Annotated in this window: 16 protein-coding genes and 2 pseudogenes; 7 read left to right on the top strand and 11 right to left on the bottom strand. The window is 72.5% G+C overall.

The window, feature by feature from the left end; genetic code table 11:
* Positions 1-6: 6 nt before the first annotated feature.
* The 3 genes and pseudogenes from ABWI04_RS07920 to ABWI04_RS07910 all read left to right on the top strand — a co-directional run bounded on the left by ABWI04_RS07920 (position 7) and on the right by ABWI04_RS07910 (position 4,539).
* Positions 7-795 (top strand): MOSC domain-containing protein, encoded by a 789-nt coding sequence (locus tag ABWI04_RS07920; protein WP_345171395.1) that lies wholly within the window; start codon positions 7-9, stop codon positions 793-795.
* A gap of 269 nt (positions 796-1,064) precedes the next feature.
* Positions 1,065-2,351 carry a UDP-N-acetylglucosamine 1-carboxyvinyltransferase gene (murA, locus tag ABWI04_RS07915; protein WP_179838279.1) on the top strand — a complete coding sequence of 429 codons (1,287 nt, stop codon included), beginning with the start codon at positions 1,065-1,067 and terminating at the stop codon, positions 2,349-2,351.
* A gap of 939 nt (positions 2,352-3,290) precedes the next feature.
* Positions 3,291-4,539: pseudogene (locus ABWI04_RS07910) on the top strand (transcriptional regulator).
* A 55-nt stretch (positions 4,540-4,594) separates the two neighbouring features.
* Here the strand turns inward: ABWI04_RS07910 and ABWI04_RS07905 are convergent.
* Positions 4,595-5,398, bottom strand: coding sequence for an SDR family NAD(P)-dependent oxidoreductase (locus ABWI04_RS07905; protein ID WP_353831916.1), 804 nt, complete (start codon positions 5,396-5,398; stop codon positions 4,595-4,597).
* 14 nt (positions 5,399-5,412) lie between these two features.
* Here ABWI04_RS07905 and ABWI04_RS07900 point away from each other — a divergent pair.
* Both ABWI04_RS07900 and ABWI04_RS07895 read left to right on the top strand, forming a co-directional pair.
* A pseudogene (locus tag ABWI04_RS07900) lies at positions 5,413-5,622 on the top strand (helix-turn-helix domain-containing protein); the annotation flags it as partial.
* 36 nt (positions 5,623-5,658) lie between these two features.
* A complete protein-coding gene (locus tag ABWI04_RS07895) occupies positions 5,659-6,108 on the top strand; it encodes a hypothetical protein (protein ID WP_345171401.1) in 450 nt (149 codons plus the stop codon).
* 59 nt (positions 6,109-6,167) lie between these two features.
* On the opposite strand, the gene hisC is transcribed toward ABWI04_RS07895, so the two are convergent.
* The 7 genes from hisC to ABWI04_RS07860 all read right to left on the bottom strand — a co-directional run bounded on the left by hisC (position 6,168) and on the right by ABWI04_RS07860 (position 11,597).
* Positions 6,168-7,247: a histidinol-phosphate transaminase gene (gene hisC, locus ABWI04_RS07890; RefSeq protein WP_353831915.1), complete on the bottom strand. Its 1,080-nt coding sequence runs from the start codon at positions 7,245-7,247 to the stop codon at positions 6,168-6,170.
* Between the two features lie 38 nt (positions 7,248-7,285).
* Positions 7,286-7,579, bottom strand: coding sequence for a DUF6401 family natural product biosynthesis protein (locus ABWI04_RS07885; RefSeq protein WP_345171405.1), 294 nt, complete (start codon positions 7,577-7,579; stop codon positions 7,286-7,288).
* A 57-nt stretch (positions 7,580-7,636) separates the two neighbouring features.
* Positions 7,637-8,311, bottom strand: a complete 675-nt coding sequence (locus tag ABWI04_RS07880) for an NUDIX hydrolase (protein WP_179831702.1) — start codon at positions 8,309-8,311, stop codon at positions 7,637-7,639.
* 77 nt (positions 8,312-8,388) lie between these two features.
* A complete protein-coding gene (locus tag ABWI04_RS07875; protein ID WP_353831914.1) occupies positions 8,389-9,735 on the bottom strand; it encodes an SPFH domain-containing protein in 1,347 nt (448 codons plus the stop codon).
* A 141-nt stretch (positions 9,736-9,876) separates the two neighbouring features.
* A complete protein-coding gene (locus ABWI04_RS07870; protein ID WP_345171410.1) occupies positions 9,877-10,059 on the bottom strand; it encodes an NfeD C-terminal domain-containing protein in 183 nt (60 codons plus the stop codon).
* Positions 10,060-10,174: 115 nt separating this feature from the next.
* Positions 10,175-10,873 (bottom strand): hypothetical protein, encoded by a 699-nt coding sequence (locus ABWI04_RS07865; RefSeq protein WP_345171412.1) that lies wholly within the window; start codon positions 10,871-10,873, stop codon positions 10,175-10,177.
* 52 nt (positions 10,874-10,925) lie between these two features.
* Positions 10,926-11,597 carry a lysophospholipid acyltransferase family protein gene (locus ABWI04_RS07860; RefSeq protein ID WP_345171414.1) on the bottom strand — a complete coding sequence of 224 codons (672 nt, stop codon included), beginning with the start codon at positions 11,595-11,597 and terminating at the stop codon, positions 10,926-10,928.
* A 411-nt stretch (positions 11,598-12,008) separates the two neighbouring features.
* On the opposite strand from ABWI04_RS07860, the gene ABWI04_RS07855 reads away from it, so the two are divergent.
* Positions 12,009-12,359, top strand: coding sequence for an STAS domain-containing protein (locus tag ABWI04_RS07855; RefSeq protein ID WP_345171416.1), 351 nt, complete (start codon positions 12,009-12,011; stop codon positions 12,357-12,359).
* A 15-nt stretch (positions 12,360-12,374) separates the two neighbouring features.
* Here the strand turns inward: ABWI04_RS07855 and ABWI04_RS07850 are convergent, their stop codons facing one another.
* Genes ABWI04_RS07850 through ABWI04_RS07840 form a run of 3 tightly spaced genes read right to left on the bottom strand, consistent with a single transcriptional unit; the run spans position 12,375 to position 15,232 of the window.
* A complete protein-coding gene (locus ABWI04_RS07850) occupies positions 12,375-13,202 on the bottom strand; it encodes a glutamate ABC transporter substrate-binding protein (protein ID WP_353831913.1) in 828 nt (275 codons plus the stop codon).
* Between the two features lie 30 nt (positions 13,203-13,232).
* A complete protein-coding gene (locus tag ABWI04_RS07845) occupies positions 13,233-14,756 on the bottom strand; it encodes a GlnX family signal transduction membrane protein (RefSeq protein ID WP_353831912.1) in 1,524 nt (507 codons plus the stop codon).
* Complete coding sequence (locus tag ABWI04_RS07840; RefSeq protein ID WP_353831911.1) at positions 14,753-15,232, bottom strand: FHA domain-containing protein; 480 nt, start codon at positions 15,230-15,232, stop codon at positions 14,753-14,755. Before ABWI04_RS07840 ends, ABWI04_RS07845 begins: the two co-directional genes overlap by 4 nt.
* Positions 15,233-15,275: 43 nt before the next feature.
* Between ABWI04_RS07840 and ABWI04_RS07835 the strand changes: the two genes are divergently transcribed.
* The coding region (locus tag ABWI04_RS07835) for a hypothetical protein (RefSeq protein WP_353831910.1) at positions 15,276-15,482 on the top strand (207 nt) is incomplete at its 3' end.

Below are 15,482 nucleotides of genomic sequence, written 5' to 3'. Positions count from 1 at the left end.
GGGGCCGTGCAGGGGACCCTGACCGAGCTGAACGTCTACCCGCTCAAGGGCGGCGGCGGGACGGCGCTGCGCAGTGCGGAGCTGACCCCGCGCGGCCTGCCGTTCGACCGCGAGTTCATGCTGGTCACCCCCGAGGGCCGCTTCCTGTCCCAGCGCGACCACGCCCGGATGGCGCTGATGCGCCCGTCCTACGACGGGACGGTCCTCACGGTGGACGCCCCCGGCGCCTCGCGACTCGTCCACAAGGCCGCGGACGAGGGCGAGGTGCGGGAGGTCTCCGTCCAGCGGTCGCAGTGCCGGGGCGTCGACCAGGGCGACGAGGCCGCGGCCTGGTTCGGCGACCTGCTCGGCGCCGGCTGCCGCCTCGTGCGCTTCACCGGCCTGCGTCCGACGGCCCGCGGCGGCGGCGAGGTCATGTTCGCCGACGGCTACCCGCTCCTGGTCATCTCGGCCGAGTCCCTCGCCGACCTCAACGCGCGGCTGGACGAGCCCCTCCCGATGAACCGGTTCCGCCCGTCTCTCGTCGTCGAGGGCCTCGGCCCCTACGGCGAGGACGAGGTGCGCCTGCTGCGCGTCGGCGAGGCCGTCATCGAGATGGTCAAGCCGTGCACCCGCTGCGTCGTCACCACCACCGACCAGCGGACCGCGGAGCGCGGCCGTGAGCCGCTGCGGACGCTCGCCTCCTACCGCACCCGGGACCGCGGAATCCAGTTCGGCCAGAACTGCGTCCCGCGCGTCCTCGGCACGCTCAGGGTGGGCGACCCGGTCGAGGTCGTGGCCCCCCGCACCGAATGATGATCTTCAAAACCCCGGCGGCGGGGGGCCGCCGCCCCTAGGCTCGCCGGGGGAATTTCCTCAGGGAACGCGAACCTTTGGCGTGTTCCGGAAGTCTCAACGAGCAGACTGACGCCCGCGGGGCCCGGGCCGGACGCCACACCTCCGGCCCGATGGTTTACTGGGGTCGCGTCGGCAGCGGGGGGACACCGTCAGGCACGCTCGGCCCTCGTGCTCCCAACTGGATCGCACACGCAACCGCACCCGAGAGGAAGTTAGGCGGCATGAGCATGGGCCACGAGGTTCGCTACCGCATGCGCGGCGGCCGGCAGCTGCACGGCACGGTCTTCATCCAGGGCGCGAAGAACGCCGTCCTCCCGATGATCGGCGCCTCGCTGATGGCCTCCCGGGGACGCACCGTGCTGCGCAACGTCCCGATCATCGAGGACGTGCGGCGGGCGGTGGAGCTGGCGCGGGCCATCGGCGCCAAGGCCGAGCTGCACGAGACCGAGCGCACGCTGGTGATCGACGCCTCGACGCTGAGCAGCCCCGTGCTGCCCGCCGAGATCGCGTCCCGGTTCCGCGGCTCGTTCCTGTTCGTCCCCGCCCTGCTGCACCGTCTCGGCGAGGCGGTCATCGAGGGCGTCGGCGGCTGCAACCTCGGCAGCCGCAACCTGGACTTCCACTACAACGGCTTCAAGCGGATGGGCGCCACGGTCACCGAGCACGTGGCCGACAACGGCGACGGCATCATCCACATCAAGGCCGGCGACCTGCGCGGCGGCACGCTCTACTGCGACACCCCCTCGCACACCGGCACCGAGAACCTGATCATGGCGGCGGCGCTGGCGCACGGCACCACGCTGATCAAGAACGCGGCGCTGGAGCCGGAGGTGCTGGACAACATCGCCATCCTCCAGGCGATGGGCGCCCGGATCAGCGGCGGCGGCACCGGCTTCATCACGGTCGAGGGCGTGGACGAGCTGACCGCCGTCGAGCACACCGTGATGCCCGACCGGATCGACGCCGGCGTGTTCGTGATGGCCGCCGCGATCACCGGCGGCGACCTCAGCCTCGTCGGCGCCTCGCTGGAGCACCTCGGCGTCGCCGCCGACAAGCTGGAGCAGATGGGCGTGGAGTTCCACCAGCAGGGCGCCGTCCTGCAGGTGCGCCGCGACCGGACGCTCCGCCCGATCAACGTCATCACCGACGAGTACCCGGGCTTCGCCACCGACCTGCAGTCGCCGATCATGGCGGTGTCCTGCCTGGCCGAGGGCCCCTCCTACATCTACGAGCGGATCTTCGACGGCCGGTTCAAGCTGGCCGGCGAGCTGGCGAAGATGGGCGCCGACATCGAGGTGGACGGCAACCGCGCGAAGGTCAACGGCCCGCGCGGCCTGCGCGGCGCCGAGGTCGAGGCGCACGACCTGCGCTGCGGCAGCGCCCTGGTGCTGGCCGGCCTCGCCGCCGAGGGCGAGACCACCATCACCTCCGCCTACTACCTCGACCGCGGGCACGCGCACACGGCCGAGCGGCTCTCCCAGCTCGGCGCCGAGATCGTCCGCGAAGTCGGCTAGCGCCGGGCGCCGTCGCGGCGCGGCGCCATCCGAACCGCGCCGCCGCGCCGTCCGAAGCTCAGCGCCGCGCGTCCGGTCGCCGTTGGTCGATCGGCCGAATGTGGCCTCGGGCCTGACCAACTCCTGGTTGATCCCTGACGAGCCGAGTAACGGTCCCCGGCAAATCCGTTGAGCCGTGCGTTACCGCGCGGTTACGCACGGCTCGGACGGAGCTTCCTTACCGGTCGAACGCCGACTCTCTGACCTGCGAAGTCATGCGTGGAACGGTCCGATTCGACCGGACCGTAACGCGGTAAAAATTCACCAACCGCCCCCGATCACGCGCTCTGGACGGATCACTCGTCTTTCCGGAGCAGGCGAGATCGGGTCGCCTGATTTCGGCCGCCGCGTAAACCAAACGGACACCGCAGGGGTCCCTCCAGTACGTAGGAGCGTCAGGAAGGGGCCCTCGCCATGGTTTCGGGTCTTGTTTTTCAACTTCGGACATCCGAAGATGCAGGATCAAGGCTGGCCGATTGGTGACAAATTACTGACCAGGGGGTCGCGTAGGTTACTTTTTCGCCGCACTCTTGATTCGATTTCGCGTCTGGGTGTCACATCGCGTCGCCCTGACCCGATCTGCCAGCTAGAAGGAGATCCTCTCCGCTTCGCCGAGGCGGGTGGGAGCTCGGGCAAGACGGCCCTCCTCCACTTTCCGGAGGCGGGTTCGCGGGAAGTCGAATCGCACGGGAAGTGCGGGTGCTGGGTCAGAAGGCAGGGGCGTCAAGCCATGAGTCAACCGTTGGGCGGAACGTGCGCGATCAGATGGCCGGGGCGGTGCCCCCGCCGAGAGGCCGGATGGGAAGCGAGCGATCATCGATGACGGCGGCGCGAACGGGGTCCGTCACCCCCGACCTCACGATCGGGGTCGTGGGCCCCCACGACCTCGTCGAACGGGTCATGCTCATGGGCCACGGCCCCACACCCGTACCGAGCAGGCTGGTGGCCGCCGCGTACCGCGACGAGCAGGAGGCGGCCGACAAGGTCGTGCGCCTCGGCTCGGGCGTGGACGTGTGCCTGTTCGCCAGTCCCGTCCCGTACGACTTCGCGCGCAAGGCCGGCGTCCTGACGATGCCCGCCACGTACGTGCCGCTGAACGGCGCCGCCCTGCAGGGCGCGCTGCTGCGGGCGTCCCTCGACGAGCGCTTCGACCCGTCCCGGGTCAGCATCGACGTGCTCGGCCGCGCCGAGGTCGAGGAGGCCTACTCCGAGATCAGCCTCGGCACCGAGCAGGTGCACCTGCGCGAGGAGGCCGCGGGCCCCGGCACACTCGCCGCGTTCCACGAGCGGCTCTGGCGGCGCGGCGCCACCACCGTCGCGATGACCTGCGTGCACGCGACCGCCGAGCGCATGGAGATGGCGGGCGTCCCGACCATCCGCGTCCGGCCGACCGGCGCCGCGATCCGCAGCTCCCTGCAGACCGCCGCGCTCCTCGGCGCCCACCACCGCCTGGAGGAGTCGCAGCTCGTCGTCGTGCTGGTGGACGTCCCGACCCTCCGCGAGACCCCGCGCCGCGTCACCCCGCGCTACTGGCGCGACGAGCTGAAGCTGGCCCTGCACCGGGTGCTCCTCCAGGAGGCGCACCGGATGAACGCCTCCGTGTGGCCCGTCGACGACCACAGCTACCTCGTCATCGCCACGCGCGGCTCGGTCACCGCGTCCACCGAGGGCTTCCGGACGCCGCCGTTCGTCGAGCGCGTCCGCGAGGAGCTCGGCCTGGCCATCGAGGTCGGCATCGGCATGGGCCGCACGGCCCACGAGGCGGAGAACCACGCCCGCGCCGCGTTGGCGCGCTCCCAGAGCTCCCAGCGGGCGCAGGGCTTCGCGCTGGACCGCGACGGCCGCGCGCTCGTTCCGGCACCGCGCACGCCGCCGCGCACCCAGCCGCAGGCCAAGCCGAAGGGCCTGGAGATCCTGGCCCGGCTCGCCGACAAGCTCGGCGACCAGGAGCAGCCCCTCATCGTCGACGCGGAGAACGCCGGCAAGATGCTCGGCGTCACGCCCCGCACCGCCCGCCGCCTCCTGCGCACGCTGGTCGAGGAGGGCCTCGCCTGGCCGCTCCCCCCCGAACCGCACCCCCCAGCCGGGCCGCCCCCGCCAGCTCTACCGCCTGATCGTGGAGAAACTCGGCCCGGCCAAGGCCGGCTGACCGCGACGCGAGCGTGTACCGGCACGTCCGGCCGTATCGCGGTCCCCTCCGCTCGTCACCGCCGCGGTACGAGAACGCCGCCGGTGTCGATGCGCCGGGCGGCGACGGAGGCGACCAGACGTCCGATGACCGGGAGTTCGAGCGGGAGGAGCGAGTAGGCGGGGTGCACGACGCGCCGCCTGCCGCTCTTCAGCGCCCGGACGGTCGCCCGGGCGACCGACTCCGGCGGGACCGGCGGCGGTGTCCTGGTCGGCGCGCGCCAGGGAAGCCGGTCGACGTCCCGCAGGGGCGTGTCGGTGGAGCCCGGCACGACCTCCAGCACGCGGATCGGGGTATGGCGCAGTTCGTGCCGGAGTGAGCCGGTGGCCTGCGCGAGGGCCGCCTTCGCGGCGCCGTAGTAGCCGAGCAGCGGCAGCGGGACGGCCTGCACGGTCGACGTGACGTTGACGATCGTGCCGCTCCCGGCCTCGCGCATCCCGGGCAGGACGGCGGCGGCCAGCGCCAGCGGGGACCAGAAGTTCGTCTCGAAGCTCGCGCGGGCGCTCTCGTCGTCCCCGAGGTCGGCCTGGGCCTCGACCAGGCTCACTCCCGCGTTGCTGACGAGGACGTCGATGCCGCCGAGGGCGTCCCGCGCACGGGCCGCCAGGTCCGCGGCGGCACCGGGCACCGACAGGTCGCAGGCCAGCACCGTCGGCACCGGGTGCCCCCGCTCGCCGATCTCCGCCGCCAGCGCCCGCAGCTCTCCCTCCCGTCGCGCGGCCACGGCGAGCCGGGCGCCCTCGGCGGCGAGCGCGAGGGCGAGGGCGCGGCCGATGCCGCTGGACGCGCCGGTGAGCAGGATCCGTGCCGCGGAGATCATCGCACCCTCCTTGACTGATTATCAATCAATGCGGGATCGTAGGCAGCGCCAGGGCGGAACGTCAACCACCGGAGGCGGCCATCGACAGAAGAGCGGCGCTCATCCGGGCCGCCGGTGAGCTGTTCACCGAGCGCGCCTACGACGAGGTCACGACCAGCGAGATCGCCCGGCGGGCCGGCGTCGCCTACGGGCTGATCGCCCACCATTTCGGCAACAAGCGGGGCCTCTACCTGGCCACCGTCCGGGCGGCCGCCGACCGGGTGCGCGCGGTTCGCGACGCTCCGGCGGGCGGCGCGTCACCCGGTGAGCGGATCCGCGCCACGATCGACCGCCACATCCGCTTCATCGACGACAACGCCGCCGGGTACCTCGCTCTCATGCGCGGCGGGATCGGCTCCGACCCCGAGGTCCACGCGCTCGTGGAGGAACTGCGCTGGGAGGGCGCCGAGCGGATCCTGCGCGCACTGGGCGCGACCGGCCCGGTCCCTCCCGTCCTGCGCAGCACCATGCGCGGGTGGGTCGGTTACCTCGACGAGCTCATCATCGACCACCTCGCGCACCACGACGTCCCCCGCTGGCAGCTGGTCGAGCTGGCGGTGGCCGCGCTCGCCACCGCGCTCCAGACGGCCGAGAGCCTCGCCCCGGGCACGGGCATCGACGTCGAGACCGCCGCGGCCGCGGCCCGGAGCCCCGGCCCCCGGCCCGGCTGACGCCGGAGCGAGGACGTGCTCCCGGCCCCGACGAACCGGGCCGGGCGCGCCGCCGACGGTCAGTTGCGGTGGGGGAAGGAGCTGGCGACGGTGAGGAAGGCGTCGTTCTCCTCGGGGGAGCCGATGGAGACGCGGGCGCCCTCGCCGTCGAAGGGGCGGACGCTCACGCCGTGGGCGTCGCAGGCGGCGGAGAACTCCATCGTGCGGTCGCCGAGGCGCAGCCACACGAAGTTCGCCTCGGTGGGCGGGACCGTCCAGCCGTCGGCGAGGAGGGCGGCGCGGACGCGGTCGCGCTCCTTCACCGTGCCCTCGACGCGCTCCATCAGCTCGTCGGTGGCGTCCAGGGACGCGATGCCGGCGGCCTGCGCGACGGAGTTCACGCTGAACGGCAGGAACGTCTTGCGGATGGAGCCGGCGACGAGCGGGTGCGCGACGAGGTAGCCGATGCGCAGGCCCGCCAGGCCGTAGGCCTTGGAGAACGTGCGCAGGATCGCCAGGTTGGGACGGTCGCCGTAGAGGGTGAGGCCGTCCGGGACGTCGTCGTCGCGGACGTACTCGCGGTACGCCTCGTCCAGGACCACCAGGCAGTCGGCGGGAACGCGGTCGAGGAGCTCCTCGATCTCGGCGCGGCCCACGGCGGTGCCGGTGGGGTTGTTCGGGTTGCAGACGAAGACCAGCCGCGTCTTCTCGGTGATGGCGTCCGCCATCGCGCGCAGGTCGTGGGTCTCGTCTCGCAGGGGCACCTGGACGCTCGTCGCGCCCGACAGCGACACCAGCAGCGGGTACGCCTCGAACGACCGCCACGCGTACACGACCTCGGCGCCCGGCTCGGCGACCGCCTCCAGCAGCATCTGGGTCATCCCGACGGAGCCGCAGCCCACCGCGACGTGGTCGGCGGGGACGCCGCAGAACGACGCGATCGCCTCGGTCAGCGCGGTCGCGTTGTTGTCCGGGTAGCGGTTGATGTTGCGCGCCGCCTCACCGATCGCCTCGACGACCGAGGGCAGCGGCCCGTGCGGCGACTCGTTGGACGACAGCTTGAACGAGCGCCCCTCGGGCGACACCACGACCTTGCCGGGCTTGTAAGCCACGAAGCGGTCGAGAACGGAGCGGAAGCGGGGTGTGGGTGCCTCGGACACCGTTGTCCTCCAGATTGCACAGGGGTGATGGGCCCAGCCTACGCAGCGTTCCTCATCATCCAGCAAACGGCCACGATCCGGACGAACTCCCAGTCCTGGGTGTCCTGCGGCCACCAGCCCCGGTTGAAGGCGTCCTCCGCGAAGCCGTGCAGATAGCCCATCAGCTCGTCGGCGCCGGGCGGTTCGCCGGGCGCGCCGAGCTCGTCGCGGAGGCTGGCCACGTGCTGGTCGACGGCCGCCGCGAGGCCCGGGGAACCGGCCATCTCCGCGACGCCCGCCTCACCGATGTCCCGGACGAGCAGGCCGAGCACTTCGGGCGAGTCACCGTTCATAGGGGGTGAAACTAGCAACGGTCCGGCGCTGCTCGGAACATCACCCCAGGTAAAAGCTCATCCGCGCGGCCTCAGCATGGGCGGCCGCAACTGCTCGGCATCGCCCCGGCGGTAGAGGCGCGCGGGGCGCCCTCCGTCGCGGGTCGTGGTCTGGTCGGTCGGGATGAGGAACCGGTCGGCGCCGGTCACCTTCCGGTGGAAGTTCCGCGGGTCGAGGGTGGTGCCCCAGACGATCTCGTAGACGCGCCGCAGCTCCGCGACCGTGAACTCGGGCGGGCAGAACGCCGCCGCCAGCGAGGTGTACTCCAGCTTCGCCCGCGCCCGCTCCATCCCGTCGCCCAGGATCCGCCGGTGGTCGAACGCGGCCCGGTCGTGGTGGAGGAGGTCGTCGACGGCCGTCCACAGCACCTGGGCGCGGCTGGAGGCGGGCAGGTCCGGCGCCAGCCCCAGGTAGGCGACGCTCACCACCCGCTGCCGGGGGTCGCGGTCCGGGTACCCGTAGGTGGCGAGCTGCTCCAGGTGGATCCGCACGTCCGCGAGCCCCGCGCGCTCGGCCATCAGCCGGGCCGCGGCCACCGGCAGGTCCTCGTCGAGCTGGATGAACCCGCCCGGCAGCGACCACGCCCCCTCGTACGGCGGCCGGTCGCGCCGCCACCGCAGGGCGCACAGGCGCTGCTCCCGGACGGTGAGCACGACGAGGTCGACGGAGACGGCGAGCCGGGGCACGGGCATGCAACGAACTTAGCGGGACCGGCCCCCCGCTGACGCCAGGAAGGCCCGGCGGGGCCGGGCCTTCCGCGCATCGGCGCCTAGTCTTCCTTGGGGATCTCGACGGGGACGGTCGCGGCCGGGGTCCCGTTGTGGCCGTTGACTCCCGCCGGGGCGCTCGGGGAGTTCAGCCCGGCGAGCAGCTGGCGGGCGACGCCGAGGCCGGTGCCGCCGAGCGTGAGGGCCTTGGCGAGCATGTCCTCGACGCCCTGGGCGCCGTTCAGAACGACCATGTTGTCGACGTTGCCGAACACGCCCGCGCCCGCCTCGACGATCTGCGGCCACTGCTCGGCGAGCTGCTGGGCGATGACGGCGTCGGTGTTCTCCGCCAGCGCCTCCGCGCGGGCCTTGATCGCCTCGGCCTCGGCCAGGCCCCGGCGGCGGGTCGCGTCCGCCTCGGCCTCACCGATCAGCCGGATGGCCTCGGACTCGCGCTGCGCCTTGAGCTGGACCTCGGTCGCGGCGGCCTGGGCGTAGGAGATGCGCTCCTCGCGCTCGGCCTCGGCCAGCTTGACCTGCTCGTAGGCGCGGGCGTCGGCGGGCTTGCGGATCTCGCTCTCCAGCCGCTTCTCGGTGCGCTCGGCCTCCAGCTCGGCGTTGCGGGTCTCCTTGAGGATGACCTCCTGGCGCGCCTGCTGCGCGGCCTGCTGCACCTGGCCCTGGTACTCGGCCTTCTTCATCTCGGTGTCCCGGATGACCGCCGCGTTCTGCCGCTCGGTCTCCTGCTCGCGCTCGGTGGCCTCCTGGTTGCGCTCGGCCTCGGCGATGCGGGCGGCGGCGGCGACCCTGGCGGCGTGCGGGCGGCCGAGGTTGGTGATGTAGCCGGTCTCGTCGTCGATCTCCTGGATCTGGAGGGAGTCGACGACCAGGCCGAGCTTGCTCATCTCGTCGGCGGCCGAGCCGCGGGTCTCGGAGGTGAGGCGCTCGCGGTTGAGGATCAGGTCCTCGACGGTGAGGTTGCCGATGATGGAGCGCAGGTGGCCGGTGAACAGCTCGTGGATCGCGCCGTCCATCGAGTTCTGCTGCTCCAGGAAGCGCCGCGCGGCGTTGGCGATCGACACGAAGTCGTCGCCGACCTTGTAGATGACCACGCCGCGGACCTTGACCGGGATGCCCTGCTGCGTCACGCAGTTGACCTCCAGGTTCGCGGCGCGGCTGTCGAGCCGCAGGCGGCGCGCCGTCTGGAAGCCGGGCAGGACGGACGTCCCCTTGCCGGTCACGATCTTGAAGCCGAGGCTGTCCACGCCGTCGATCGGCTTGGACTTGGCGCCCAGCCCGGAGATGATCAGGGCCTCGTTCGGCTCGGCCACCCGCCACACCATCTTGAACAGCACGATCAGCACGATGATGGCGACGACGACGCCGATCGCAACGGCGATCACGGGCATACGGGCCTCCTCCTCCGGTCGGGCGGCCGGCCGAAGTGTCAGGCCCGTCCGCGTTTCCCATCAGACGCGGCGGAGGCGTGTCCGGTTCGGTCTGCGAACCGGAAGTTCACGTCCGCATCAGGCCAGGCCCGGCGGGACGCCTCAGCGGGCCAGCGCGGGCGCCACGTACACCGTCCGCGGCGGGTGGTACTCGACCACGACGACGATCGAGCCGACGCCGATCTCGTCGCGCGGGTCGACGGGATGGGCGTAGAACGCCTCCGAGCCGCCGCGAACCGCGATCATGACCTCGCCGACCAGCCCGGGCCCGATCCGGCCGGTCACCCGGCCCTCCTTACCGATCAAGGAAACCCCCTGGCCCGGTGCGCCCGGAGCCGTTCTCCGCGCCGCGTAAGGCGAACGCTATCCGCTGCGCCGCGGGGACGGCGAGCCGCGGGGCTCAGGACAGGACCCGGTCGGCCTGGGCCAGCGCCTCGCCCGCGAGGCGTTCGGCGTCGGCCCGCGTGGCGCCGGGCCCGAAGACCGTGATCGTGGCGAGGAAGCGGCGGCCCCGGAACACGACGTACCACGTGCGGGTGCTCGCGCCCCCGCCGACGGTGGCGACGCCGACGGTGCGCGAGCCCTCGCCGATCTCCCCCTTCGGCGCCTCGGCCACCCTGTGCGCGGCCCAGGCGGAGCCGACCCTGGTGCGGAACCTCAGGCAGCCGGGAGGGACACGGGCGTTGACCTGCTTCTCCGCGTCGGCGGCGGGCATGCTCATGAGGGTCTCGGTCGCGGTCAGGCCGCGCTCGCCGGCGAAGGAGACGAGCGCCGCGGGCACGCCGCCGGCCACGTCGCCGCCCGGACGGGACTTCCCGCAGGAGGGCTTGTCGAGGACGGCCTCCCGCTGGAGCCTGGAGGCGTTCTGGATGGCCTTCAGCGAGCCGTACTCGCCCCAGTCGGGCTCGCCCGCGCGCCGGTAGCCGGACGGCTGCTGGAGCAGCGCCTGCGCGAGCTGCGCGGAGGTGTAGCCGATGCCCGCCACCTCGGCGCGGGCGGTGCCGCGCACCTGGGTGGCGCGCTCGGCGTCGCCGCCGCACGCGGTGGCCGCGACGGCCGTCGACAGCAGCAGCGTGACGGGGAGGAGCCTGTGCGCCATGGCGGCGACACTACGGCGCGAAAGGGGCGCACCGCCCCCGACGACACGCGGGTCAGCCCTTTTCGGCCCGCTCGTTGTACTCCGCGGCGTACTCCTGGCCGGACATCTTCTGGATCGTCTCGACGATCTCGTCGGTGATGGCGCGGCGGGCCTTGGCGGGCGGCAGGTCCCTGTAGTGGGAGAAGTCCATCGGCGGTCCGATCCGCACGGTGGGGCGCGGGCCGAACACGCGCGGGAACGCCGCCCCGATCGGCTGGATCTTCTCGGTGCCCTCCAGCGCGACCGGCAGGACGCGGGCGCCGGACTCCAGCGCGAGCCAGCCGATGCCCGTCCGGCCGCGGTAGAGGCGCCCGTCCGGGGAGCGGGTGCCCTCGGGGTAGATCGCGAACGCGCCGGCGTTGTCGAGCACCTCGGCGGCCTGCTCCAGGGCGCCCATGGCGGCCCGCCGGGCGCCGCGCCGCACCGGGACGTGGCCGAGGTTGGTGAGGAACCAGCGGACGAAGCGGTTCTTGAGGCCGCCGCCCTCGAAGTAGGCCGCCTTGGCGATGTAGGTGACCGGGCGCGGGACCGCCAGCGGGATGATGAAGCTGTCGATGAACGACAGGTGGTTGCTCGCCACGATGAGCGGCCCGTAGCTCGGCACGTTCTCGCCGCCCACGACCCGCGGACGGAAAAGCAGCCAGAGGATCGGACGCACCACGCGCGTCATGAACGTGTAGAACACCCAGCCTCCCGAATTTCGCCACAGCCACTGTAACCTCTGCACCGATCCGGGCCCCGGTCAGCATCCTCCTTTCCCGCCCCGGAGAGGGCCATAAATGGTCCAAGGCCTGGTCAAACGCCGGGTGGACGAGATTCGCGGCCATTCCTTACCGCCAAGTAAGTTTCTCTTCGGTAAGTTATTACCCCGTTTACCGGATCTCCCGGGAGGCACCCGGATGCCCCGGGCGCATCGTCAGGTACAGTCGGGACCGGGGAGCAGACGGGCGTCCGGGCCCTCGTTACGGTCCGGGAGCCGGGCGGGCGACCTGGTCCTTAACCCGGGAACTACTTGGAATGCGGGCACGCGTGCGCGATCCTGAGGAGTCACCTGAGATGGCCGGGGACCACCACCGGAGTGGGGCGTGAGGTGACGATGGACTTCGACATCAGCCTGATGCGGGACGACCGCTGCACGCTCGTCCGCGTCAAGGGCGACATCGACGTGGTGTCCCGCGCGCGCTTCGAGGAGGCGCTCTTCGAGGTCGTCGAGTCGGGCGAGCCGATGGTCGTCGACATGCGCGAGGTCACGTTCTGCGACTCCACCGGCCTGAACGCCATCGTCGCCGCGAACCGCCGCGCCGGCGAGCACGGCACGCACCTCGCGCTGGTGGCGCTGCCGCCGCGCGTCCAGCGGGTCTTCCGCATCACCGGGATCGACAAGTTCATCCCGATCCACGAGACGCTGCGGGAGGCCATCGTCGCCTTCCCGTCCACCACCCCGTAGGCCCGGCCGGCGGGGTCAGGTACAGCCCTCGAACTGCGGCACGCTGGTCGTCAGCTTGAGCCCCGACCCGCCGAACCACCTGTTCAGCAGCCGCTGCGCGGTGCCGTCCTGGTACATGTCCGTGATCGCCCGGTTGACCTCCTCGCAGCCCCTGAGGTCGCCCTTCTTCAGGCCGACGCCGTACTTCTCGTCGGTGAACGGCGCGTTGATCATCCGTCCGGGGCGGCCGGAGGCGAACCCGGCGAGGATCAGGTCGTCGGTCGACACCGCGTCGAGCCGGCCGCCGGCGAGCGCGTCCATGCAGGCGCCGTAGGTGTCCACCGTGACCGGGCGCGCGGCCACCTTGCGCTCCTCGATCACGCGGCGCCAGGAGTTGGACCCCTTCACCTCGCAGATCCGCTTGCCCTTGAGGTCGCGCACGTCCCTGATCGCCGCGGCGTCGGCGCGGACGAAGGTGTCCTGGTGGGCGACGTAGTACGGCCCGCCGAAGGTGACCTTCGTCTTCCGCTTCGCCGTGATCGAGTACGTCGCGACCACCATGTCGACGTCGCCCTTGGCGAGCGCGTCCTCACGGACGGAAGAGTTCGTCGTCCTGAACGTCAGCCGGCTCTTCGGGACGCCCAGCTTGCCCGCGACGTAGGTCGCGACGTCGACGTCGAAGCCCTCGTACGTGCCGTCCGGGCGCTTCACGCCGAGGGCTGGCTGGTCCTCCTTCACGCCGATGACGAGAGAGCCCTTGTCCACGATGGACTGCTCCTTCTCGGCGCCGAGGCCGCAGGCCGACAGCAGCGCCGCCGCGGCGAGGACGGCCCCCGGGGCGGCGATGGCACGGGTCGCGCGCATGGCTTGATCTCCTTGATCAGGCGAACTCGGTCAGCGGAACTCGGCCAGCCGGGGACGGACCCCCGCGATGATCAGCGCGGCGATGACGGCGGCCGCCACGGGCGGCACCGCGTTCCAGCCGCGCAGCCCGCCGTCGGCGTCCCGGATGGCCTTGTCGAACGCGTCCTGGTGGACGGCGGTCAGCGAGCTCAGCGCCGCGTCGTAGGCGTCGAAGTCGCGGATCGCGTTGGACGTGCGGCCCATCCGCAGGTCGACCGCGCCCGCCCGGTTCCCCGCCGACGCCAGCTGCCGCATCCGCGCGTCGTTGCGCTGGACGGTCCGGTACGCGGTGAGCGTCCTGGCCAGCGCGTCGCCCTCGCGGCCCCTGTCCACCGTCCGCGCCTCGTCCCCGAAGAAGCCGAGGAACGGGGAGGTCTGGCCGGGCCGGTACGCGCCGGCCTTCTCCTCCAGGCCCGCGTAGTAGTTCTCCAGGTTCACCGGCCTGTCGCCGAGGTCGGGGTAGATCACCGACAGCGACTTGTCGAGGTAGGTCTGCTCGTAGGTGTCGGCGCGGCCGGGGTCGAGGAGGTAGCGGCTCTCGTCCCCGAAGGCGCTGTGGCTGATCGCCCGGGCCCGCGACAGCTGGAGGATCGAGTCGAAGCCGTCCTCCTTGGCGGTCCTGATGTGCCCCGCGTGGGCGGTGAGCAGGCCCGCCCCGACCGCGGTGAGGACGACGGTCCCGAGCGTCGCCAGCACCAGCGCCGGGTTCAGCACCCGCCGGAACGTCCGCACCAGGTACAGCTGCGTCGCGACCAGCAGCAGCAGCGCGATCAGTCCGGTGAGGGCGACCCAGGTGCGCCCGGTCAGCACCGCCGACCGCTTCGTCTCGTACGACTGCCGGACGTTCGCGCCGGTGTCGAGCGTGATGTTGTACGCCTTCGGCAGCAGCTGCAGCTTCATCAGGTCGGTGGCCTGCCGGTAGGCGTCCAGGACCTGCGCCGGCGTCTCGCCGGGCGCGTGGTTCGACTGCGCGTCGAGCTGCATGGCCTGGCCGACGAGCCGCTCGTACTTGCCGAGGCCGTCCAGCACCTCCTGGACGGTGCGCCGCAGCGCGGGGTCGCGCCCGGCGAGCTGCGCGGCCTGCACCGCCGCCGCGTCGGCCTCCCCGCGGCGCTTCTCGTACACCCGCAGGGTCTCGTCGTAGCCGATGCCGAGGCCGTGCTCGCGGCCGATCAGCAGGATGCTGGAGACCTGCGCGTCCATGTCGCTGAGCGCGAAGTACAGGGTGCCGGTCGCGACGACCTGCGGACCGGCGTCGTGCCCGATCGTCTCGACGGAGTCGCGCGCGTTGCCGACGGCCACGGTGAGGACGGCCAGCAGCGCCACGAGCGCGGCCACGCAGAGCACGACGTGCGCCCGGATGCGGCCCGGGATCGTCTTGAGCCACCGGCCGCGCACGAACGTCCTCAGGCGGCCGCCGCGCCCGGGGTCGGCGGGCTTCCTGTCCGAAGGCGGCGCGGGCGGCGCGGGCGGACGCGGAGCGGGAGCCGCCGGGGGTGCCGGACTCATCGTCATGACGTGCCCTCCTGCAGGGACAGCGTGATGGTCGTCCAGGCGCCCACGTGGATGCGGTCGCCGTCGCCGACCGGAACGGGCACGTTCACCGGGATCGGCTCCGTTCCGCCGTTCACCGTGGTGCCGTTCGTCGAACCGGGGTCGATCAGGTGCCAGGCGCCGTCCGGCCGCGCGAGCAGGACGGCGTGCAGATGCGAGACGCCCGGGTCCTCGGGCGGTGCGCTGAGGTCGATCTCGGGCAGCAGCGCGCGGGAGGCGCTGCGCCGCCCGATCCGGATCTGCGGGCCGGCCAGCGGGACGCGGCGCTCGGGGCAGTACGGCGGGAACGCGAGCCCTCCGCCGTCCGGCCCCATCTCCGCGACCACCAAGTCGAAGTAGGCGCGGTCGGCGATGACCAGCGCGTGCGGGCCGGGCGCCGGGGCCGGGCGCGGGACGACGGGCACGCTGCCCTCCCGCTGCTGCGGCACCAGCGGCACCGCGCGCGCGGTGCCCGCCGGGGTGAACTCGACGGTGTAGACGGTGCCGGTCTCGAAGTCGTACCCGTCCTCCTCGCAGAAGCGGCCGGAACGCGGCGTCCCGCAGCGCGGGCAGGCCGGCTCCTCCGCGGGCTCGGCGGCCGGGGCGGGTCGGCGCTCCGTTGAAGCCGCACCCCCACGGCACCTTCAGGTGGTGGGTGTCGTGCTCGTTGCCGCCGGCGTCGGTGAAGGTGAGTCCGGCCTGGCGGCC

The organism is Actinomadura sp. NPDC000929 (assembly GCF_040492065.1).
In the GTDB taxonomy this organism is placed as follows: domain Bacteria; phylum Actinomycetota; class Actinomycetes; order Streptosporangiales; family Streptosporangiaceae; genus Spirillospora; species Spirillospora verrucosospora.
Note: the sequence above shows the minus strand (reverse complement) of the source record. Positions and strands in the feature narration are given on the sequence as shown.